This window comes from Acinetobacter brisouioides (assembly GCF_004331075.1).
Taxonomy (GTDB): domain Bacteria; phylum Pseudomonadota; class Gammaproteobacteria; order Pseudomonadales; family Moraxellaceae; genus Acinetobacter.
Genome location: NZ_SJNX01000001.1, coordinates 197,774 through 219,913 on the forward strand (window position 1 = coordinate 197,774; position 22,140 = coordinate 219,913).

General features: G+C 40.1%; 20 protein-coding genes. 13 read left to right on the forward strand and 7 right to left on the reverse strand.

Annotated elements, in window-relative coordinates; translation table 11 throughout:
• Positions 1 to 11 precede the first annotated feature (11 nt).
• The gene (ppsR, locus tag E0H77_RS00915) at positions 12 to 848 is read right to left on the reverse strand and encodes a posphoenolpyruvate synthetase regulatory kinase/phosphorylase PpsR (RefSeq protein WP_131313450.1); all 837 of its coding nucleotides are present in this window, start codon (positions 846 to 848) and stop codon (positions 12 to 14) included.
• A gap of 154 nt (positions 849 to 1,002) precedes the next feature.
• Here ppsR and ppsA point away from each other — a divergent pair, with 154 nt between their 5' ends.
• The 12 genes from ppsA (at position 1,003) to alr (ending at position 13,815) form a co-directional block, all read left to right on the forward strand.
• On the forward strand, positions 1,003 to 3,381 hold the full coding sequence (gene ppsA, locus E0H77_RS00920) for a phosphoenolpyruvate synthase (RefSeq protein WP_131374266.1): 2,379 nt from the start codon (positions 1,003 to 1,005) through the stop codon (positions 3,379 to 3,381).
• A 71-nt stretch (positions 3,382 to 3,452) separates the two neighbouring features.
• Positions 3,453 to 4,202, forward strand: a complete 750-nt coding sequence (locus E0H77_RS00925; protein ID WP_131374268.1) for an RDD family protein — start codon at positions 3,453 to 3,455, stop codon at positions 4,200 to 4,202.
• A gap of 265 nt (positions 4,203 to 4,467) precedes the next feature.
• Complete coding sequence (gene cyoA / locus E0H77_RS00930) at positions 4,468 to 5,496, forward strand: ubiquinol oxidase subunit II (protein WP_131313447.1); 1,029 nt, start codon at positions 4,468 to 4,470, stop codon at positions 5,494 to 5,496.
• A gap of 2 nt (positions 5,497 to 5,498) precedes the next feature.
• Entirely contained in the window at positions 5,499 to 7,490 is a 1,992-nt protein-coding gene (gene cyoB, locus E0H77_RS00935) for a cytochrome o ubiquinol oxidase subunit I (RefSeq protein WP_131374270.1), read from the forward strand.
• Between the two features lie 4 nt (positions 7,491 to 7,494).
• The gene (gene cyoC / locus E0H77_RS00940) at positions 7,495 to 8,115 is read left to right on the forward strand and encodes a cytochrome o ubiquinol oxidase subunit III (protein WP_131374272.1); all 621 of its coding nucleotides are present in this window, start codon (positions 7,495 to 7,497) and stop codon (positions 8,113 to 8,115) included.
• Complete coding sequence (cyoD, locus tag E0H77_RS00945) at positions 8,112 to 8,438, forward strand: cytochrome o ubiquinol oxidase subunit IV (protein ID WP_004753069.1); 327 nt, start codon at positions 8,112 to 8,114, stop codon at positions 8,436 to 8,438. Before cyoC ends, cyoD begins: the two co-directional genes overlap by 4 nt.
• A gap of 10 nt (positions 8,439 to 8,448) precedes the next feature.
• Entirely contained in the window at positions 8,449 to 9,327 is an 879-nt protein-coding gene (gene cyoE / locus E0H77_RS00950) for a heme o synthase (RefSeq protein ID WP_131374275.1), read from the forward strand.
• Positions 9,328 to 10,009: 682 nt separating this feature from the next.
• Positions 10,010 to 10,396, forward strand: coding sequence for a 30S ribosomal protein S6 (gene rpsF / locus E0H77_RS00955; protein WP_004753077.1), 387 nt, complete (start codon positions 10,010 to 10,012; stop codon positions 10,394 to 10,396).
• 11 nt (positions 10,397 to 10,407) lie between these two features.
• The gene (gene rpsR / locus E0H77_RS00960; protein ID WP_004791454.1) at positions 10,408 to 10,635 is read left to right on the forward strand and encodes a 30S ribosomal protein S18; all 228 of its coding nucleotides are present in this window, start codon (positions 10,408 to 10,410) and stop codon (positions 10,633 to 10,635) included.
• Positions 10,636 to 10,643: 8 nt separating this feature from the next.
• Positions 10,644 to 11,090 (forward strand): 50S ribosomal protein L9, encoded by a 447-nt coding sequence (gene rplI, locus E0H77_RS00965; protein WP_004753079.1) that lies wholly within the window; start codon positions 10,644 to 10,646, stop codon positions 11,088 to 11,090.
• Positions 11,091 to 11,273: 183 nt separating this feature from the next.
• Positions 11,274 to 12,722: a replicative DNA helicase gene (dnaB, locus tag E0H77_RS00970; RefSeq protein WP_131374277.1), complete on the forward strand. Its 1,449-nt coding sequence runs from the start codon at positions 11,274 to 11,276 to the stop codon at positions 12,720 to 12,722.
• Between the two features lie 19 nt (positions 12,723 to 12,741).
• The gene (gene alr / locus E0H77_RS00975) at positions 12,742 to 13,815 is read left to right on the forward strand and encodes an alanine racemase (protein ID WP_131374279.1); all 1,074 of its coding nucleotides are present in this window, start codon (positions 12,742 to 12,744) and stop codon (positions 13,813 to 13,815) included.
• Between the two features lie 199 nt (positions 13,816 to 14,014).
• On the opposite strand, the gene E0H77_RS00980 is transcribed toward alr, so the two are convergent.
• From E0H77_RS00980 to E0H77_RS00995, 4 genes are read right to left on the reverse strand one after another with little or no spacing between them, the layout of a single operon-like run.
• Positions 14,015 to 14,749 (reverse strand): proteasome-type protease, encoded by a 735-nt coding sequence (locus E0H77_RS00980; RefSeq protein WP_131374281.1) that lies wholly within the window; start codon positions 14,747 to 14,749, stop codon positions 14,015 to 14,017.
• Between the two features lie 22 nt (positions 14,750 to 14,771).
• Entirely contained in the window at positions 14,772 to 15,560 is a 789-nt protein-coding gene (locus E0H77_RS00985) for a transglutaminase family protein (protein ID WP_131374283.1), read from the reverse strand.
• Positions 15,557 to 16,159 carry an alpha-E domain-containing protein gene (locus tag E0H77_RS00990; RefSeq protein ID WP_131374285.1) on the reverse strand — a complete coding sequence of 201 codons (603 nt, stop codon included), beginning with the start codon at positions 16,157 to 16,159 and terminating at the stop codon, positions 15,557 to 15,559. The genes E0H77_RS00985 and E0H77_RS00990 overlap by 4 nt, the downstream gene beginning before the upstream one ends.
• A 10-nt stretch (positions 16,160 to 16,169) precedes the next feature.
• Entirely contained in the window at positions 16,170 to 17,717 is a 1,548-nt protein-coding gene (locus E0H77_RS00995) for a circularly permuted type 2 ATP-grasp protein (protein WP_131374287.1), read from the reverse strand.
• Between the two features lie 222 nt (positions 17,718 to 17,939).
• Here E0H77_RS00995 and E0H77_RS01000 point away from each other — a divergent pair, with 222 nt between their 5' ends.
• A complete protein-coding gene (locus E0H77_RS01000) occupies positions 17,940 to 18,929 on the forward strand; it encodes a helix-turn-helix transcriptional regulator (protein ID WP_131313437.1) in 990 nt (329 codons plus the stop codon).
• On the opposite strand, the gene E0H77_RS01005 is transcribed toward E0H77_RS01000, so the two are convergent.
• Positions 18,913 to 19,425 (reverse strand): hypothetical protein, encoded by a 513-nt coding sequence (locus tag E0H77_RS01005; RefSeq protein WP_131374290.1) that lies wholly within the window; start codon positions 19,423 to 19,425, stop codon positions 18,913 to 18,915. The two genes, E0H77_RS01000 and E0H77_RS01005, sit on opposite strands and share 17 nt — an antisense overlap.
• Before the next feature lie 712 nt (positions 19,426 to 20,137).
• Complete coding sequence (mnmG, locus tag E0H77_RS01010; protein ID WP_131374291.1) at positions 20,138 to 22,018, reverse strand: tRNA uridine-5-carboxymethylaminomethyl(34) synthesis enzyme MnmG; 1,881 nt, start codon at positions 22,016 to 22,018, stop codon at positions 20,138 to 20,140.
• Positions 22,019 to 22,140 lie beyond the last annotated feature (122 nt).

Consider the following 22,140-nt stretch of genomic DNA (forward strand, 5'->3'; position numbering starts at 1 on the left):
ATTTAAAATTTTTATCCAATACGACGTTTAAGACCTGTCATTTGTAAAATACGGGTTGAGATTTCTTCAATCGACATTTCTGAAACATCTAAATATGGAATTCCCTCAGAAATATAAATACCTTCAACAGCGCGTAGCTCCATCTGGCATTGATTAAAGCTAGCATAGCGACTACCTGCCTTACGTTCTGTACGAATCGCAACAAGACGCTCAGCATCAATCATTAGCCCAAACAGTTTATTTTTGTGATGCTTCAATACTGCTGGCAAACGGTTGTCATCTAAGTCTTCTTCGGTCAGTGGATAGTTTGCTACCCGAATACCAAATTGCAAAGAGAGATAAATTGATGTTGGTGTTTTTCCTGAACGAGAAACACCAATCAAAATAATATCCGCTTTGTCATAATGACGGGTACGTGCGCCATCGTCATTGTCCAGTGCGAAATGTACCGCATCAATACGCGCTTTATAGTATTCAGTATCAGTGACCGCATGGGTTTGACCAATTAATGTGGTTGGTGGGGTTCCCAACTCCTGCTCCAGCTTGCTAATCAAACCTTCAAACACATCTAGATTGACCGCATTGGCAGTATTAATAATATCACGCACATTTCGATCGACTAAAGTATCAAACACTAAAGGTAATTTACCCTCATCATGCTTGCAGTTATTGATTTCCTCAACCACCTTCACGGCAGCTTCTTCTGTCGTGATATATGGGATGATATGAATATCAAAATTGACGTTCGGAAACTGCGCCAATAAAGAATGCCCTAAGGTTTCAGCAGTAATAGCAGTTCCATCAGAAATGAAAAATACCGTTCTTTTAATTTGTTTACCTTCAGGCATTAAAAATCTCCTCAAATGTTTGTCTTAGTGGCGTATATTCTTTATAGTAATCCCATCTTACAGAACTGTCGCTTAGTTAACATCAAAAAAACTAGGTGTTTGTGTTTTTGACATGATCGAATAAATCACATTTTGCAAAAGTGGAGAAACTACTTTGGAAGCGCGCGTAATAGGTCTAGAAAAATTAGGGAAACATGACGTTGAACTTGTTGGTGGGAAAAACTCATCTTTAGGAGAAATGATCAGCCATCTTTCTAATGCAGGAGTCTCCGTTCCTGGTGGTTTTGCAACAACAGCCGCCGCTTACCGTGAATTTCTTGAGCAAAGTGGTCTTAATGCAAAAATTCAATCTGAACTTGAGCAACTTAATGTTGATGATGTCAATGCTTTAGCAATCACAGGCGCAAAAATTCGCCAATGGATTGTTGAAACACCACTGACCAAAGAATTAGAAAAAGAAGTTCGTGAAGCATTCGCAGAACTTTCAAACGGCAATCCTGACATCGCGGTTGCCGTTCGTTCTTCTGCAACAGCAGAAGACCTTCCAGATGCATCTTTTGCGGGTCAACAAGAAACTTTCTTAAACATTCGCGGGATTGAGAATGTCCTCATCGCGATTAAAGAAGTATTTGCTTCTTTATTTAATGACCGTGCAATTGCTTACCGCGTACACCAAGGTTTTGACCACAAATTGGTTGCACTTTCTGCTGGTATCCAACGTATGGTTCGTTCAGAAACTGGTGCTGCGGGCGTTATGTTCACGCTTGACACCGAGTCTGGCTTCCGTGATGTTGTGTTTATTACTGCATCTTATGGCTTAGGTGAAATGGTCGTACAAGGGGCTGTAAACCCTGATGAATTTTACTTGTCTAAACCATTATTAAACAATGGTAAACATGCTGTAATTCGCCGCAACCTTGGTGCTAAACACCAAAAAATGATTTACGGTGAAGAAGGCGCTGCAGGTAAATCTGTCGTTGTTGTTGATGTTGAAAAACAAGATCGCCAACAATTTGCACTCAATGACCATGAATTGCATGAACTTGCTAAACAAGCGCTTATCATTGAACAACATTACGGTGCTCCAATGGACATCGAATGGGCAAAAGATGGTGATGACGAACAGATCTACATTGTTCAAGCACGTCCCGAAACAGTGAAAAGTCGCCAAAATGTCGGCACAATGGAACGTTACCTACTCAAACAAAAAGGCACTGTTCTCGCTGAAGGTCGTTCAATTGGTCAACGTATCGGTTCTGGTAAAGTCCGTATCGTGACTTCAATCAAAGAAATGGACAAAGTTCAAGATGGTGATGTGCTTGTTTCAGACATGACTGATCCAGATTGGGAACCAGTAATGAAGCGCGCTGCTGCAATTATCACAAACCGTGGTGGTCGTACTTGTCACGCAGCAATTATTGCTCGTGAGCTAGGTGTTCCTGCTATCGTAGGTTGTGGCAATGCAACTGAAGTATTAACTGACGGACAAGATGTTACTGTTTCTTGTGCTGAAGGTGATACAGGTTTCATTTACGAAGGTGCGTTGGATTTTGAAGTACAACGTAACTCAATCGAGTCTATGCCAAAACTTCCGTTCAAAATCATGATGAACGTGGGTAACCCTGACCGTGCATTTGACTTTGCCCAAATTCCAAATGAAGGCATTGGCTTAGCACGCCTTGAGTTCATCATTAACCGTATGATCGGTGTGCATCCAAAAGCTTTGTTAAATATTGATAGCCTACCACGTGAAACACGTGCAGCAGTAATGACACGTACCGCAGGTTATGCATCTCCTGTTGAGTTCTATGTTGAGAAACTGGTTGAAGGTATTACAACACTTGCTGCTGCATTTGCAGACAAACCAGTGATTGTGCGTATGTCTGACTTCAAATCAAACGAATACGCAAACTTGATTGGCGGTAAGCTGTACGAACCTGAAGAAGAAAACCCAATGCTTGGCTTCCGTGGTGCAAGCCGTTACGTATCTGAAAACTTCCGTGACTGCTTCGAGCTCGAATGCCGTGCCTTGAAAAAAGCACGTGATGAAATGGGTCTAACCAACATCCAAATCATGATTCCATTTGTGCGTACAGTTGCTGAGGCGAAACGTGTCATTGAACTGCTTGCACAAAATGGCTTAAAACGTGGCGAAAACGGACTTAAAGTCATCATGATGTGTGAATTACCAACCAATGCTTTATTGGCTGAACAATTCCTAGAGCATTTTGACGGCTTCTCAATTGGTTCAAATGACTTGACTCAGTTAACACTTGGTTTAGACCGTGACTCTGGCATCGTATCGCATTTGTTTGACGAACGTGACCCAGCTGTGAAAGCGCTCCTTTCTATGGCAATCCATGCATGCCGTAAAGCAGGCAAATATGTAGGTATTTGTGGTCAAGGACCTTCAGACCATCCTGACCTTGCAAAATGGCTCATGGAGCAAGGCATTGAATCTGTGTCATTAAACCCAGACTCGGTACTTGATACATGGTTCTTCTTGGCTGAAGAAAAAATTAAACAACTTTAAGTCATCGTAAAAACATGATAAAAAAGACCCCTTGATGGGTCTTTTTTATTGAATATTGAGATAATGGTTTTATGCAAATATATTTAGCGCGAAATAATCAACAAGCAGGACCTTATACCTTAGAACAACTCAATCAAATGCTTGTGAATCAGCAAGTCTTACTCACTGATCTTGCTTGGCACCAAGGTATGACCGAATGGAAGCCATTAGGGGAACTCACCCATGGCCAACTTTTCTATCGTCCTCAAAATTATTCAGAACAACCTCAGCCCCAGTTTTCATCGATTAATCTATCTAAAAAAACACAGCAGCCAGCAGTCAGCCTTGCCTCAATTGAAAAGCGAGTATTAGCAAAACTGATAGATCTGCTGCTTTGGTTACCTGCATTTGCACTTCCATCTTTCTATATGGATGATGCAACAAGAACGCAAATGGTTAAGTTGCAAGAGCAAGGAATCAACGCTAACTCTCAAGCTGAGATCTTTAATCTTGTTCCCACAGATGCTTGGCATAGCATGCTGATTTATATTGTTATTATGCTGATCATTCAAGCATTTTTACTCGCCAAATCAGGACAAAGTATCGGCAAGTATATTGCCAAGATTCAAATCGTGGATGCAGAAAACGAAAGCGCTGTAGGCTTAACACGAGTATTTTTATTACGTAGTATGGTCTTCATCATTTTGAATTTACTTTTTATGCCTTTTATCACAATACTAGATTTTGCTTTCATTTTTAGTGAAAAAAAGCAGACTTTGCATGATCGTATTGCTAAAACTAAAGTTATAAATAGAATAAAAATCACAAATAAAGTGGAATAACTGAAAATATTTTCATGTTATTAACATTATGATTTTAGGTATTTTTTTTATTTTTTCTTCTTAAATCCAACTTAATTTGTTGGATTTAAATAACTTATTTTTGCTGATTGTAAATATAGCTTAGTTAATCAATATAGGGCATAATGCCCTACAAAGTAGCGGTGCCCTATGTTTTTGAGAGAAATTTCTTTCTAAAACATCCGACACTATAATCGCTATCCCATATTCCAAGTATGTAAATGGGACTCTTCACCGAGGTTGTAAAATGAGACAAACGATATTAGCTGTATTGTCTTTATCTACGATTTCTGCACTCTTGACTGGGTGTGGTGGTGATTTAGTACTTCTAAACTCAAAAGGTCCTGTCGCTCATGGTCTTAGCGGACTCATGATGACTGCGATCTATCTTATGCTATTGGTAGTAATTCCATCTATCATTATGGCATTGTGGTTTGGTTGGAAATATCGCGCGTCGAATAAAGATGCAGACTATAAACCTACATGGGCGCATTCAACTGCAATCGAAATCGCAGTTTGGGGCATCCCAATCATTATTATTGCAATTTTAGCGTATATCGCTTGGTGGGGTTCTCACCAATACGATCCATATCGCCCTCTTGACGCAGAATCAACTAAAAAGCCTGTTGATATTCAAGTTATTGCAGAGCCATATAAATGGGTATTTGTTTACCCAGAGCAACAAATTGCAACTGTTAATGAACTGCGTTTCCCAGAGCAAACACCTGTACACTTCCATATTACCTCTGACTTCACAATGAACTCATTCTTCATTCCACAGTTAGCAGGTCAAATTTATGCAATGGCAGGCATGCAAACCCACCTACATGTTTTAGCAAATGAAGCAGGCGTATATCGTGGTTTCTCTGCAAACTATAGCGGTTATGGTTTCTCCCAAATGCATTTCAAAGCGCACAGCGTAAGCCAAGCAGACTTTGATAAATGGGTTGCTGATGTAAAAGCAGGTAATGGTACTCGCTATGCAGCTGTTCAAAAACAATCTTTGGACTTTGCAAGCTTACAAGCACTACGTGATGGTGAACGCTCTAAACACCAGATTGAAGGTATGCTAGCGGACGCTCAAACACCTGAACAGAAAGCTGCTGCTGAAGCACTTGAAAAGCAAGGGACTTATCCGCACCACCCTCATCCAGTAACTTATTATTCTTCAGTTGAGCCTCAACTATTTAAGAAAGTTATTGCGAAATATATGAGCAATTACCATGGTGCAGAACAAGCTCATGCTGACGCTTCTCACGCTGCTGCAGGGGAATAAACATGGATATGCTATTAGGTAAACTTGGATGGGGCGCCATCCCAAAAGAACCAATTGTTATTGTGACTTCGATCATTATGGCACTTGGCGCAATCGCTGTTCTAGCAGGTATTACTTACTTTAAGAAGTGGGGCTACCTCTGGAAAGAATGGGCTATGTCTGTAGACCATAAAAAAATCGGTATCATGTATATCTTGGTATCTGTGATCATGCTAGTACGTGGTTTCGCAGATGCATTCATGATGCGTCTTCAACTATTCCTTGCGAGTGGTGGTGGTGAAGGTTACTTGCACCCTGACCACTATGACCAGATCTTCACTGCCCACGGCGTGATCATGATCTTCTTTGTAGCGATGGGTCTAGTTGTTGGTTTATTCAACATCGTTGTACCACTACAAATTGGTGCACGTGACGTTGCATTCCCTTTGCTTAACCAGTTCAGTTTCTGGGCATTTGCTGGTGCTGCTGGTCTAGTTATGGCTTCACTTGTTCTAGGTGAATTTGCCGCAACTGGATGGATGGCATATCCTCCTCTTTCAGGCATTCAATACTCGCCAGGTGTTGGTGTAGACTACTGGATTTGGGCGCTACAGGTTTCTGGTTTAGGTACACTTTTAACAGGTGTTAACTTCTTTGTTACCATCATTAAAATGCGTGCACCTGGCATGAAACTTATGGACATGCCGATTTTCACTTGGACTGCATTTTTTACTTGTGTTCTGATTATTGCGACTTTCCCTGTGTTAACTGCAACTATTGCCATGTTGACACTTGACCGTTACTTCGATTTCCACTTCTTCACCAATGAGCTTGGCGGTAGTCCAATGCTTTATGTGAACTTAATTTGGACTTGGGGTCACCCTGAAGTTTATATTTTGGTATTGCCTGCATTTGGTGTGTACTCAGAAGTTGTACCTGTGTTTTCTCGTAAAGCACTATTTGGTTACAAAACCATGGTATACGCAACTGGCGCAATTGCTGTTCTTTCTCTTATCGTTTGGTTACACCACTTCTTCGCCATGGGCGCAGGAGCGAACGTTAACGCGTTCTTTGGTATTATGACCATGATTATCGCGATCCCAACAGGTGTGAAAATCTTCTCTTGGTTATTCACAATGTATAAGGGTCGTATTACTTTCACATCTCCAATGCTTTGGACACTAGGTTTCCTTGTGACTTTCGGTATTGGTGGTTTGACTGGTGTACTTATGGCGGTTCCACCTGCGGACTTCCTTGTGCACAACTCTTTATTCCTTATCGCCCACTTCCATAACGTAATTATTGGTGGTGTTGTCTTTGCGATGTTTGCTGCAATTACCTTCTGGTGGCCAAAAATGTTTGGCTGGAAGTTAAATGAAGCATGGGGTAAAGCATCTTTCTGGTTCTGGTTCATTGGTTTCTATTTTGCATTCATGCCACTTTATGTCCTTGGTTTCATGGGTATGACTCGTCGTTTGAATACATATGACAACCCAGAATGGACACCTTACCTATCTGTCGCAATGATTGGTGCGGTATTGGTTGCAATCGGCATCTTCTGTTTCGTTATGCAAGTTGTTGTTGGTTTCTTACAGCGCAACAAAACTATCGACTACACAGGCGATGTATGGGATGGCCGCACATTTGAATGGGCGACATCTTCACCTGCTCCATTTTATAACTTTGCTTATTTACCACAAGGCGAGCATATCGACCGCTTCTGGTTAGACAAAGAAAATGGTGTTGCGTACGTTAAACCGACTAAGTATGAAGATATCCATATGCCAACAGACCGTGTTGCTGGTTTTGCTTTGGCAATCCTTATCACAGTTATGGCATTTGGGTTAATCTGGCATATCTGGTGGTTGGTCGTTGTTTCTTTCGTTTCGATCATCATTACCTTCATCAAAAGTTCGAACACTGAAAAAGTGGACTACTACGTACCAGCAGCTGAAGTTGAGCGTATTGAAAACGAACGCTTTGCGATTCTTGAAAAACACTTGAAGAAGGACTAAGACAATGGCTGACGTACTTCACGATAGCCACGGGCATGACGATCATCATCACCACGATGACACTGATCTGACAACCTTTGGCTTCTGGACTTACTTGATGAGTGACTTGGTTCTATTCGGGACACTCTTCATTGCCTATGCAGTTTTACATACCCATGTTCCTGCTGGCACGCCAAGTCCAAAAGAATTATTCAGTGAATCTTTAGGTTACGTTTTAATTGAAACCTTTGCGCTTTTGATTTCTTCAGTAACTTTCGGTTTTGCTGTACTTGCACGTTACAAAAATAACGTGAATGGGGTAATTACCTGGTTAATTATCACATGGTTATTTGGTGCAACCTTCATCGGTATGGAAATCAATGAATTCCATCACCTTGTAGTTGAAGGTCACGGTCCAAGTCACAGTGCATTCTTATCTGCATTCTTTACTTTGGTTGGTACACACGGTATCCACGTGACTTCTGGTCTGGTTTGGATGATCGTTTTGATGTTCCAAATCAAAAAGAATGGTTTAACTTTACCGAATACACGTCGCCTTGCTTGCCTAAGCTTGTTCTGGCACTTCCTTGATATCGTTTGGATCTGTGTATTTAGTGTTGTTTACTTGATGGGAGTTATCTCATGAGTCATGATCATCATTCATCCGATGCGTCTCATGGCAACATGAAGCAATATACCATTGGCTTTATTTTGTCTATCATTCTCACCATCATCCCATTCGGGATGGTGATGACTGGTGGCTTTGGTCGTGGCTTGTTGCTTGCAGTTGTTGGCATTACTGCGATTGTTCAGGTTCTTGTACAGTTGATGTTCTTCTTGCATATGAACTCATCTGAAGAACAACGCTGGAACGTGATTGCTTTTATTTATACCATCCTAACCATCGCAATCTTGTTGATCGGTTCTGTTTGGGTAATGAACTATCTACATTTCAACATGATGATCTAAACTGGTTGTCATGCTGAAAAAATATATATTCCTGACCAAGCCAGGGATACTCTTCGGTAACTTCGTTACTACCTTGGGCGGCTTTTTCTTAGCCGCCCAAGGCTCTGTAGATATCCTATTACTTCTCCTCACACTTTTAGGTACAACGCTGGTTGTTGCCTCAGGTTGTGTTGTCAATAACTTCATTGACCAAGATATCGATGACAAAATGGAGCGCACACAAAACCGTGCTCTAGTCAAAAAAACTATCGAACCACAAGCAGCTCTAATTTTTGCAACAATTTTAGGCATTTCTGGTTTGAGTCTTTTATGGTTTTTTGTCAATGCGTATGCAACGGGCTTTGCAGTTCTTGGCTTTATCGTTTATGTGTGTTTATACAGTTTATGGTCAAAACGAGCTTCCATTCACCAGACTGTGATTGGCAGTATTTCGGGTGCCTGCCCTCCAGTGATTGGTTACACAGCAGTTGCACACGAGTTTGATGTTGCCGCTTTACTGGTGTTCTTAGCGTATGCAATTTGGCAAATGCCTCATTCTTGGGGAATTGCAATTTATCGCTTTGATGACTATAAACGTGCAGGAATTCCAATTTTGCCTGTTGCCCGCTCAGTTTTCAGAACCAAAGTTGAATCTTTGATTTATGTGGTTTTATTTGCAGCGGTACTCAATGGCTTATATTGTTTTGGCTATACCAATATCTTTTTCCTCATCACCTTTAATGCGTTATGTGCCTATTGGTTGTACTTATCGATTATTGGTTTTAAAGCTGAAAATGATCAAGTTTGGGCAAAACGTTATTTCCTGTATTCGGTGATTTTAATTACCGCACTCAGCATTAGCTTTAGTTTTAGCTACCAATCTCCTGCTCCACATTTGCCACTTTTTTGATATGAGTTAGAGTGGGTTTCCACTCTATCCCCTATCAATCCACATTAACATAATTGGTTTCATCAGAACTTCTATACCCCAACATTCGCATAATGACTCAAATATGGAGTTGTATGAGTACTTTGTCTTTTACATTATTCAGTTTAAGTATCAATTTAGTCCTTCAGCACCCAACCTAATACAGTAATACAAACCACACCAACCATCTGAACCCATTCCAATATTTTAACAACCAACTTACATTAAAACCCGCCAATAAAAATAGAATCAATATATCTGATATGCTCATTGAAAATTTTTTTGCTTAAATCAAGGCAATCACGAACAACGAAAAACATCTAAAATTTCACGAAACTCAAGCAGTTCCACTTGCTTATAAACAGCCAACAACCATGACAACACAATGTTCAAATACAACATGGTAGACAACATTGGTTATGGGGCAATATTCAAATTCCCCCTATGGACCTGATAGCGCTAAATTAAACACAAATCTCTAATTTTCCCAGTTATGTGTTTTCTATTACCGAAAAAGTTTGATAAATAATGACGTTTTTTCTTGAGTTCAATGGGCTGATCTTATAAAATTCACCCTTCGCAATTTGCGACTCAACTTTTGAAGTTGAGACTCCTTGCTTCTAAAAATTTATTTAGGGGCTGTCTAAACCGTAAGGAGCTGACAATGCGTCATTACGAAATCGTACTTTTAGTACACCCTGATCAAAGCGATCAAGTGGTTGGTATGGTAGAACGCTATATCTCTCACATCAAAGATGCTGAAGGTCAAATTCACCGCTTAGAAGATTGGGGCCGCCGTCAATTGGCTTACCCGATTAACAAAATTCACAAAGCACACTACATTTTAATGAATGTTGAATGTGGTCAAACGACTCTTGATGAATTAGAAGAATTGTTCCGTTATAACGATGCAATCATTCGTAACTTGATCATCCGTCGTGAACACGCAATTACTGAAGAGTCTTTGCTTGCTAAAAGTGCTGAAGAAAAACGTGCGCGTAAAGCTCAACGTGAAGAAGCACAGCAAGTTTCTCAAGAAGCTGCTGAATAAGGAGAACATCAATGGCACGTTTTTACCGTCGTCGCAAGTTCTGCCGCTTTACAGCTGAGAATGTTGTGTACATCGATTACAAAGATATCGACACTTTGAAACAGTACATCACTGAAAACGGCAAGATTGTTCCTAGCCGTATCACTGGTACTAAAGCTCGTTATCAACGTCAGTTAGCGCTAGCAATTAAACAAGCTCGCTATTTGTCTTTGATTCCGTACACTGACAACCATAAGTGAGGTGATCTGTGGACGTTATCTTATTACAACGCATTAAAAACCTTGGTAAATTAGGCGATAAAGTTTCTGTGAAAGCTGGTTACGGCCGTAACTTCCTTATCCCTCAAGGTAAAGCAGTTGCTGCGACTGAAGCAAACACAACTGCTTTTGAAGCTCGTCGTGCTGAACTTGAAAAACAAGAAGCTGAAGTACTAGGCGCAGCTCAAGCACGTGCTGACCAATTGAACGAAGTAAATATCGTTATCACTGCGAAAGCAGGCGATGAAGGTAAACTATTCGGTTCAATCGGTACTCGTGACATTGCAGACGCATTAACAAATGCAGGTCTTGTAGTGGATCGTGCTGAAGTTCGCTTACCAAATGGTGCGCTTCGTCATACTGGTGAATTCAACATCGCAATCCAATTGCATCATGATGTTGCTGCTGAAGTACTTGTTACTATTGTTTCTGAGTAATTTCAGTACCATTCCCAAAAAAAAGAGCATGCTTCTGCATGCTCTTTTTTTTCATCATAGTTTTTTCTGATTCATCTGTTCATTTATATTGTTATTAAGATTATGTAGTTTGTCACTTTTGTTTTAAGATAGATTCGCTAATCTTTTTGTTTTTCCCCTGCTTTATTCAATTTAAGGTTATCTATGTCTCAGGCGAATGCCACAGTTGCACAACACTCTGTTTCTTCTGAAAATAAAAATACGGAGTCGTCAGGTCAACTCAAAGAATTTCGTACACCTCCACATAACTTGGCGATTGAACAGGCTGTTTTAGCCGCATTAATGACAGTTGCCGAATCTTTCGAACAAGTCAGCGATGTACTCAATGAAAATGATTTTTATGCAACTCGGCATAAGTATATTTTTCGTGCCATTGAAAAACTGGCACAGGAAAACTCACCTTACGATGCTGTTTTAGTCAATGACTGGTTATTGAAACAAAATCTGATTGATGCAATTGGTGGCGAAGACTACCTGATGCAACTCATGTCAGATTCGCCTGCAAGTTTCTATAATCTAGAAACCTATGCCATTAAAATTCGTGAATTTGCTACTCTGCGCAATATGATTAAAGCCAGCAATGAAATTTTGCTGAATGCGTATAACACCAACGGGCGCAGTGTCTCTGAAATTCTTGATTTGGCAGAAACAAATATTTTTTCGATTGCTGAACAACACAATAACAATAAGAAAAATGCAGGCCCTCAACCGATTACGGCTGTGGTCTCTAACGTATTCAATAAACTTAGTGAATTATCGCAACTCGAGGGTAATATCACAGGTTTGACGACAGGATTTGTTGAATTAGACAATAAGACCTCAGGGATGCAGGGCGGTGACATGATTATTGTTGCAGCACGTCCATCAATGGGGAAAACAACTTTTGCCATGAATCTGGTAGAAAGTGTGCTGTTTAACTGTGATCTTCCTGCTCTAGTTTTTTCAATGGAAATGCCCGCTGATTCGATTGCAATGCGTCTAATTTCATCGTTTGGTAAAGTCCATCAAGGGCATTTACGTTCAGGCAAACTTGATAGCGACGAATGGTCTAAAGTTACAGGCACAATTTTACAACTTCAAGAAAAGCATCTTTATATTGATGATTCCTCTGCACTTCCACCCACAGAATTACGCGCCCGTGCTCGTCGTGTTGCCAAGCAACATGGGGGCAAACTCGGTTGTATCATGGTCGACTATTTACAATTGATGAAAGTGCCAGGTATGGGTGATAACCGTGTGGGTGAGATTGGTGAGATTTCCCGAAGCCTAAAAGCTTTAGCAAAAGAAATGAACTGCCCTGTTATTGCACTATCACAGCTTAACCGAAGTTTGGAAAACCGACCAAATAAACGCCCTGTGATGTCAGACTTGCGTGAATCTGGTGCAATTGAACAAGATGCCGACTTAATCATGTTTATTTATCGTGATGAAGTTTACAACAAAGAATCTAAAGAAGCTGGAACGGCCGAAATTATTATCGGTAAGCAACGTAATGGTCCAATTGGAACAGTACGACTGGCTTTTGAAGGACAATACACTCGTTTTAGTAATCTCTCTCCCGAGTACTATAACCAATTTGATGACGAAGAATAATCTCTTAAGGAGTCCAAAAGTGCGTCAAGCTACAGTTACTATCAACCGCGAAGCACTACAGCATAACTTGAACCAAGTGAAACAGCTCGCGCCAAATTCCAAGGTCGTCAGTATGGTCAAAGCCAATGCCTATGGTCATGGATTAGAAAACTGTTTGTCTGCACTTACACAGTCAGATGCTTTTGGGGTTGCTTGCTTAGATGAAGCCATTGAAATTCGCCAATTGGGCTTTAACCAGTTAGTTACCTTAATTGAAGGTGTCTTTAGCGAAGATGAAATGCAAATTTCCATCGATAATAAATTTGAATGTATGCTGCACCATCAGCAACAACTCGACTGGATTCGTAAATATAAAAATCAATATCAAGCCAAAGGCTTAAAAGTTTGGGTCAAACTCAATAGCGGTATGAACCGTTTAGGCTTTAAAGTTCCTGAAATTATTGACATTATCAATACATTGAAAGCTGAAGGTTTTGAATGCGTTTTGGCAATGCACTTCGCTAATGCCGATGCCGATGACCACCCAATGAACGAACAGCAAAAACAACAATTCTTGCAAGTGCGTGAAGCCTGTGCGCCTGTCTTAAGTTCTTGCTGTAACTCAGCTGCCATCATGAAATGGCCAGAGCTGCACTTTGATTATGTCCGTCCAGGCATCATGTTATACGGTGCAACCCCATTTGATCACCGCCCTGTCGCGGAACTTGATCTTCAGCCTGTCATGACTTTTAGTTCAGGCATTATGGCTTTAAATAAAATTCATGCAGGCGAAAAAGTAGGGTACGGCTCAACTTTTGTTGCACAAAAAGATATGGAAATTGCCATTGTATCAATTGGTTATGGTGATGGTTATCCACGTGCATACATTGAGCAAAATTATGTAGTTGTAAATGGTCAGACTGTTCCTTTAGTTGGTCGTGTCAGCATGGACATGATGGCAATTGATGTGACGGGTTTAAATGCCACAATTGATACTCCTGTTGAACTTTGGGGTACACAACGCCTAGTCGATGATGTTGCCAAAGCAAATGGAACGATTGGTTATGAATTACTTTGCCGTTTAAGCAAACGTCCTACACGTCAAGTGATTTAATCAAAAAATAGAAAGCCAAGTCCAACTTGGCTTTCTATTTTTTGTATTGGTTTTAGTATCAATCATACTCAGCGCATTTAAATTACTGGCACAGCATTCCTATCCATTCATCACTTAAATTCTTCAACACTTCCCACACAGAACCAATTAGTGTGACGTCAGATCTCAAAAACCAGCTTATTATTCAGATAAATAAATACTAAAGTAAATAATCGTCACTTGGTTTTGGTATCTCATGCAAGCCGCGACGTAAGGTTTCCGACCATTGTGTGCTAATTTGGTGAAAATAAGCATCTTCGCTAGTAATGCGTTTACCCTGCGGGATTTTCAGGCTATCCACCTGATAGACCAATAAATCGAGCGGCATGCCAACCGAAACATTGGAACGTAAGGTTGAATCAAAAGAAATTAGACTACAACGTATGGCTTCATCCAGTGGCATGTCATAAGTCAATGCCCGATCTAAAATCGGCTTACCATATTTACTTTCACCAATTTGAAAAAACGGCGTATCTTTGGTGGCGCAAATAAAATTACCTTGAGGGTAAATATTGTAAAGTTGCAGTTCATCATCCCCTATTTGCCCTCCCACGAGTAAACTACAGTAATAATTACTTTGCTCTTGTGTGTCTTCAGTCACATCCTGAATGACTTTACGTAAGGTACGCCCAACCAACTGCGCAACTTCAAACATCGTATTAAGGGTATATAAATTGGGCTCTTGTTTTAAAGCAATCTGGTTGCGTAAATATCCAATGACAGCCTGAGTAGTCGCAAGATTACCTGCTGTTTGGATTGCAATAAAACGCTCTTGCTGCACGCCAAACGTATATAACTTACGGAACACTGAAATCTGATCAACGCCAGCATTGGTACGAGTATCACTAATAAATACTAACCCATCCTTTAAACGTAAAGCACAACAATAGGTCATTAACACTTCCCTTCGTTTTAAACTAGCATGACAAAACCTGTACGATCGAACGCATTGTTTCTACGCCGCCACGCTCACGCACCCCTCGTATAGGAGCAACATCATAATAATCTCGACCAATTGCAACATAAATATGCGAATGTGGGGTAAAAATTTGATTACTGATATCAAAACAATACCATGTTTGATCTAAATAAACCTCAGCCCAAGCATGACTTGCCAAGTGCATCATATCTGGCGCATATAAATAACCCGAAACATAGCGCGCAGGTATACCTAAAGCGCGACACATGGCAATAAATACATGGCTATGATCCTGACAAACGCCACCTTGCTGATGTGCGTTAAAAACCTCTGTTGCAGGCGTATGGACTTCTGTTACCTGAGAACAATATGGAATGTGCTGCAAAATTGCAGCTGCCAACAACTGCAATTCCTCACGCGTTTTGTATTTTATATACTCATGAGCAAATGCCAGCATTTCACGATTGCACTCGGTCATACTGGTTGACTGCAAAAAAATACTCGGATGAATGGCGCAGTTTTGTGCTGCAACTTCACATTTAGAATCAATTTCTACAATGCCCTGCGCCATAATGATGAGTTGCTGGTAAGCATAACGCTGAGTACTCGTCACCCACAGATTACTAAAAGCATCCTTTTGAGTACTATATTGCCCAGGAATGCTTACATCCCATGAATGTACCTGCTGATGTACGCCGCTTTGTGGCATCATTTTAATATATTGAATACTATTACTTACTGCCTCTGAATACTGATAATGCGTTTGATGATTCACCATTAATCTCATGTGACAACTCCAAACATCTGCTGTAAGTGCGCATTTAATCGATTAAATGTACTCAAATCAGGCTGAAATTTAAATTTCTGCCAGACTTGAACATAGTCTTCCCAGTCATAATTACTCAAGGCATTTGCAAGAATATCCAGCTTTTCGAGGGTGTCATTACTCTCCTGCTGTGTACGCAACGCCTGATCGAGTTTCTCAATATATTTGCCTAGGCTAAAAAACAAGAAAATATCTTGAGATTCAGCTTCCAGAACTGCCTCAACATCACTGATAACCTGACAAATTGCAACTGCATTACTCTTAGCAGATTTAAACATCGCATTGAGTTCAGCGTAGCTTTGCACTGATAAAATACCTCTCAGTGCCTGCACATTGTCATAGGCAATACTGAACTGCTGGCTAAATGAATAAGTCTGTTCAGAATCAAATAACAATGCTGTTAATGATGCAGCATCATAGGCGGGTAAGTACAAAGCAGAAATTAACTGTTTGGCATGTTCATCATCTTGTAAAGGCAAATGCTGACACAGAAAATGAATCCGCGTCAGATAACGACCTAGCCAAAAAATATTGTATGCATTTGAAGTCAGCAATAACATATGTCTCTCCTTATGCATGCAATGTTTCAATAACCCAAGTATCTTTAATACCGCCACCTTGTGAAGAATTCACCACCAGTGAGCCCTCTTTCATAGCAACACGGGTTAAGCCTCCTGGCACAATTTCAGTGCGCTGTGGTGAACTCAAAATGAACGGGCGCAAGTCAATATGACGCTCAGCAATACCACTGTCAGTTAATGTTGGCGCAACTGATAAATCTAGAGTCGGTTGAGCAATATACAAATGCGGATATGCAATCACTTTTTGTTTAAACTCAGCAATTTGCTTTTCTGTTGCCTGTGGGCCAATCAACATGCCATAACCACCCGAGCCTTGCGCTTCTTTCACTACAAGGTTATGCATATTTTCAATCACATAGTCCAAATCATGACGATCACGGCATTGATAAGTTGGTACATTTTTTAAGATAGGTTGTTCATTTAAATAATATTCAATCATTTTATCAACATACGGATAAATTGATTTGTCATCAGCAACGCCTGTACCTGGTGCATTGGCAATAATCACATTCTGTTTTAAATATGCTGACATCAACCCTGCAACACCTAAACAACTGTCTGGGCGGAAACTCAAGGGATCTAAAAAAGCATCATCCAGACGGCGATAAATCACATCAACTCGTTGCTTTCCACGAATGGTTTTGGCATAGACCATATCATTTTCAACAAACAAATCTTGCCCAGTGACCAATGGCACATCCATTTCACGAGCCAAAAATGCATGCTCATAATAAGCACTATTAAAACGTCCTGGTGTAAGAACCACGACGGTTGGTCGATCAACTAAAGCATTTTCTTCTAAAATAGCGCGCAAAAGCTGTGGGTATTGCTCAATTTCATACAATTTACTTTTCTGGCACAAATCAGGCATAAGTTCTTTACTGATTTTGCGACTTTCTAGCATGTAAGACACACCCGATGGTGTACGTAAATTATCTTCTAAAACAAAAAATTCGCCCGAACGATCCCGAATAATATCGATCCCACTAATTTGTGAATAGATCTTCCCTTTGAGTTTAAAATTCATCATTTGTGGCTGAAATGCTTCATGACTCAAGATCTGAGTCTCAGGAATAATGCCATTTTTTAGAATTTCCTGACGGTTGTAAATATCATCAAGAAAATGATTTAAAGCATTAACGCGCTGCAAGCAGCCTGTAGAAATTTTGTCCCATTGTTTTTTTGCAATTACTCGCGGAATCAAATCGTAGGGAATTGTACGCTCAGTCCCTTCTGCCTCACCATATACGGTAAAAGTAATCCCATGATAAAGAAAAAATTCTTTTGCTTCCTGATTTAAAATTTTCAAATCCGCAAGGCTACGTTCAAACAACCATTTTTCAATATTCTGACAGGCTTCTGCTGACATGTGACGGTCATCAAGCATTTCATTAAAGAACTTCGAATGAAGCTGCTGAAACAAATTTTTACCCTGCTGGCTTCTTGGCTGAACATGCTGTGGTTCTAAGTGACTATAGCCTACACCTGTAACAACATTTTCTATCATATTTAAAGGCTCTTTATTATCTTTTAGCATATCAACCTCTCATCTTTATAAGGCTTATATTTAAACTAGCAAAATTAGTGCCATATCAACATAACGGCTTTTTACTTCAATTTTTTGTATCGTTTAAGATTTATTATTGATATCTCACCGACAAAAAGCTAGTGTATAGTAAGTTTTCGTTTCGAGTTGTTTTTTAAATTATTTACAACTTAAAACCACCTCATTCATTTAATCATTCAGTTTAAATCATCCATGTCCGCACAAGAAAAAGAAACTTCAAATAGCCTGCATCGACAATGGCAAATTTTATCGTGCCTGACCACAGGGAAATGGACGGGTACACGTCAACTACAAGAAATTTTGCAGCGTGAAGGGATTGACATTAGTTTGCGTACCATTCAACGCGACCTCAACCAGTTAGCACAACGCTTTCCTATCGAAAGTAATAAAGAAGTGCCTCAAGGCTGGCGCTGGCGTTCCGATGCGCCGATTCAAAGCTTGCCACACATGACCAGCTCACAAGCTGTGACATTTATGATGGTTGAAGAGCACTTAAAGCATCTTCTCCCACCCAGTTTAATCAATGAAATGATGCCATGGTTTGATCTGGCTCGGCGGAGTCTATCCAGTCAAAATAATGTCCGACAGTGGATTAATCGGGTGCGGATTGTGCCTGCAAGCCAACCACTGATTCCACCTTTGATTGATCAGCAAGCCCAGCAGGTTATTTATGAAGGCTTATTGCAAGACAAACAAATTGAATGTGTATATCAGGGACGTGAACGCGAGGAAAAAAGCTATTTGCTCAATCCATTAGGTCTGGTACAAAAAGGTGCGATTATTTATCTGATTTGTACTCGACATGACCGACAGGATATACAGACCTTTGCTTTGCACCGTTTTAAGTCAGCCAGCTTATCGAACCACCGTGCAATGCATCCTGTCGATTTTAATATTGATCAATATATTGAATCTGGCGCTTTGGGATTCCGGATTGATCTAAATAAACCAACCGAGTTGGTGCAATTGCAGCTCACCATGCATGAAACCGATGCCAAAACATTCTATGAATCACAACTCAGTAAAGATCAGAGCATTCAGCATTTAGATCATCAACTGGTCTTGATTCAGGCAACCGTTCCATTAACTTCACAACTCATCTGGTGGTTACGCAGCTTTGGGCAAAAAATTCGGCATATTGAACCTGCTCAAGTTTCAGCTTATGTCAATGAGGTAATTTAGCTGTTACATCAATATCATCATCTTGTTCTATAAATGCATAGCGCTGAAACTCTAGTTGAGTTAACTGTTTGGCAATCGGTGCTTGTAAAAAATCATCAAGTCGTTGTTTCACAATAACTTCAACATCATCGCCTTCTTGCAAAATACCTGTGCCTTCGTCTTCATGTACTTCACCATTTACAGTCATATAACGGCGCTGCAATTTTCCTTCATGATATTGCTCAAAAAAATAGCTATTTGCCAGAGAAAATAAAACAAACTGAATAATATCTTCTTTCACATCTGAAACATCATAAGACTGACCTGCATGATAAATAATCAGGCAGCCCACGGCATTACAATAAACGTCTATCGTGTTTTGATCACGTTCTAAATCACAAGCTTCAGTAAAACTAATATCCCCCTGAAATTCCAGTTCAGTTCCAAATAATTCTTCTAAATCATCTTGAGAAGTAATCACTTTTTTTACAATACATCCTGCAATATTCATTCCCATAAAATCACCTTAAAAATTTTATAAATTAATATATTGAGCATACTTTATTTTTGAAAAGATCACTATTTTTGTCTCATGATAATAACTGAATTATCAATAAAATAGGCTGCTTTCATCATCATGTACACCTTCTTTATATCCCTGAGCAAAATTGAAATATATTTCAATGAAGCCTAGCAGAAAAAATGGGCCGATGAAAATAAGTCTAATATGTTACACAATATAGGGATCAGACAACAATTGGAATCTTGCTACATCATCTAAAAATACCTGTTTGCTCAATCGAAATAGGCATCAAATATTGGATCTGACTTAAAAAAACGCTCAATACCATAAAAAATAAATGGGTTATTTAAAATAAATTCAAAAAAATAAGCCTATTTCTCATTTCTAAGAATAGGCTCGTCTGATCTGTTGTATCTTATTGTTATTTTTCTTTATTTTTATTTTGATTTAGGAAGGACAACACTCACTACATAAACTTAAGCATGCTAATTCACCACGGTTGTATCGGATATGTTTGAAGGTCATGGCTTACTCTCATTGTTAACTTCATGTACTCACTATAAGAAGATTTATACAATATGAGAAATAAATAGATTGCATGAGCTTCTAAGAGAAAATGCTTAATTCTTTTTACGCTAAGCTTTTTATTCGACATAAAAAAGCCCAATAGCTTTTGATGACTATTGGGCTTTAGATTTTTGTTCGGTTAAGCTGATTTACGCATCGCATTATTTTTACGGATGGTAATCATAATTAACTGAACAGCAGCAGGTGTAACACCTGGAATACGAGTCGCTTGTGCCAAAGTATCTGGGCGAACAGTTTTCAGTTTTTGGGTAATTTCGCGCGACAAACCAGACACTACGTCATAGTCAAAATCAGCTGGAATTTTGGTTTCTTCCAAACGCTTTAACTGAGCAACATCTTCATGCTGACGGTTAATATAACCCTCATATTTCACTGCAATCTCGATTTGCTCACCGACTTGAGCTGAAACTTCAGAACCTGTCAATTCAGCAATTTGCTCAAAGTTAATATTCGGGCGTTTTAACAGGTCAATCGCACTACATTCTTTGCTTAAATCTGCACCCGTCATTTCCACGAATTTTTTACCCATCGGGTTGTTTGGCGCAGCCCACAAATGTTGTAACCGTGAGGTTTCTTGCTCAACCGCTTCCATTTTTTCACAGTAAGCGGCCCAACGTGTGTCATCCACCAAGCCAAGCTCACGGCCAACTACTGTTAAACGCTGGTCGGCATTGTCTTCACGTAACATCAAGCGATATTCGGCACGAGAAGTAAACATACGGTAAGGTTCTTTAGTTCCTAACGTAATTAAATCGTCAACCAATACGCCCATATACGCTTGATCTCGTTTTGGTGTCCATTCTTCCTGTTCCCATGCACGGCGAGCAGCATTTAAACCTGCAAGTAAACCTTGAGCACCTGCTTCTTCATAACCCGTTGTGCCGTTAATTTGCCCTGCGAAATACAAACCATTGATTGCTTTGGTTTCAAGGGTAAATTTCAAACCTTGCGGATTGAAGTAATCATATTCAATCGCATAACCAGGGCGCAAAATGTGCGCATTTTCCATACCACGAATAGAACGTACTAAAGCAAACTGCACATCAAATGGTAGAGAAGTCGAAATTCCGTTTGGATACAGCTCATGGGTATCCAAGCCTTCAGGCTCTAAAAAGACCTGATGCGAATCTTTATCGGCAAAGCGATGAATCTTATCTTCAATAGATGGGCAATAACGTGGACCTACGCCTTCAATCACACCTGTATACATAGGTGAACGGTCTAGACCACCCCGAATAATGTCATGGGTTTTTTCATTGGTATGCGTGATATAACAATTCACTTGCTCTGGGTGCATAGAAGCATCACCCATAAATGACATCACTGGCGATGGAAAATCGCCTGGCTGTGGCGTCATCACAGAGAAATCGACACTGCGCGCATCAATACGAGGCGGTGTGCCCGTTTTTAAACGTCCAACAGGTAATTTTAATTCACGTAAACGATGTGCCAATGCAATAGATGGTGGATCACCTGCACGACCACCACTCGATTTTTCTAACCCAACGTGAATCACACCACCCAAGAATGTACCTGTAGTTAATACAACGGTTTTTGCATCAAAGCGAATACCCATTTGGGTCACAACGCCTTTAACCGTATCACCTTCTACAATCAGGTCATCGGCAGCTTGTTGAAAAATATCTAAATTGGCTTGATTTTCCAAAGTTTCACGAATCGCAGCTTTATAACGAACACGGTCAGCTTGCGCACGGGTAGCACGAACAGCAGCCCCTTTACGTGAATTCAAGATACGAAATTGAATACCGCCTTTATCGGCAGCCAGTGCCATTGCACCACCAAGTGCATCAATTTCGCGCACTAAATGCGACTTACCGATCCCACCAATTGCAGGATTACAGCTCATCTGCCCTAAAGTCTCAATATTATGAGTTAATAGTAATGTCTGTCTCCCCATACGCGCAGCAGCAAGTGCCGCCTCTGTACCAGCATGACCACCACCAATAACGATGACATCGTAAACTTTAGGATAATGCATAATCTTTGTGTCAGAACTAAAAAAAAGACAGAACATTATAGCAAAAAACAGGAAAAAAATACCAAAAACTTATGCTTTCACCCACGATCACAATGCTATATAGCAATAGGCATACACAAGGA

What these genes read in the sequence shown, in the direction of transcription:
- E0H77_RS01005 (WP_131374290.1), bottom strand. Translation starts at nt 19,425, where the DNA reads ATGGGAATGAATATTGCAGGATGTATTGTAAAAAAAGTGATTACTTCT.
- E0H77_RS00925 (WP_131374268.1), top strand. Translation starts at nt 3,453, where the DNA reads ATGCAAATATATTTAGCGCGAAATAATCAACAAGCAGGACCTTATACC.
- rpsR (WP_004791454.1), top strand. Translation starts at nt 10,408, where the DNA reads ATGGCACGTTTTTACCGTCGTCGCAAGTTCTGCCGCTTTACAGCTGAG.
- cyoE (WP_131374275.1), top strand. Translation starts at nt 8,449, where the DNA reads ATGCTGAAAAAATATATATTCCTGACCAAGCCAGGGATACTCTTCGGT.
- E0H77_RS00980 (WP_131374281.1), bottom strand. Translation starts at nt 14,749, where the DNA reads ATGACCTATTGTTGTGCTTTACGTTTAAAGGATGGGTTAGTATTTATT.
- dnaB (WP_131374277.1), top strand. Translation starts at nt 11,274, where the DNA reads ATGTCTCAGGCGAATGCCACAGTTGCACAACACTCTGTTTCTTCTGAA.
- cyoC (WP_131374272.1), top strand. Translation starts at nt 7,495, where the DNA reads ATGGCTGACGTACTTCACGATAGCCACGGGCATGACGATCATCATCAC.
- mnmG (WP_131374291.1), bottom strand. Translation starts at nt 22,018, where the DNA reads ATGCATTATCCTAAAGTTTACGATGTCATCGTTATTGGTGGTGGTCAT.
- E0H77_RS01000 (WP_131313437.1), top strand. Translation starts at nt 17,940, where the DNA reads ATGTCCGCACAAGAAAAAGAAACTTCAAATAGCCTGCATCGACAATGG.
- ppsR (WP_131313450.1), bottom strand. Translation starts at nt 848, where the DNA reads ATGCCTGAAGGTAAACAAATTAAAAGAACGGTATTTTTCATTTCTGAT.
- E0H77_RS00985 (WP_131374283.1), bottom strand. Translation starts at nt 15,560, where the DNA reads ATGAGATTAATGGTGAATCATCAAACGCATTATCAGTATTCAGAGGCA.
- cyoD (WP_004753069.1), top strand. Translation starts at nt 8,112, where the DNA reads ATGAGTCATGATCATCATTCATCCGATGCGTCTCATGGCAACATGAAG.
- cyoB (WP_131374270.1), top strand. Translation starts at nt 5,499, where the DNA reads ATGGATATGCTATTAGGTAAACTTGGATGGGGCGCCATCCCAAAAGAA.
- E0H77_RS00990 (WP_131374285.1), bottom strand. Translation starts at nt 16,159, where the DNA reads ATGTTATTGCTGACTTCAAATGCATACAATATTTTTTGGCTAGGTCGT.
- rpsF (WP_004753077.1), top strand. Translation starts at nt 10,010, where the DNA reads ATGCGTCATTACGAAATCGTACTTTTAGTACACCCTGATCAAAGCGAT.
- cyoA (WP_131313447.1), top strand. Translation starts at nt 4,468, where the DNA reads ATGAGACAAACGATATTAGCTGTATTGTCTTTATCTACGATTTCTGCA.
- E0H77_RS00995 (WP_131374287.1), bottom strand. Translation starts at nt 17,717, where the DNA reads ATGCTAAAAGATAATAAAGAGCCTTTAAATATGATAGAAAATGTTGTT.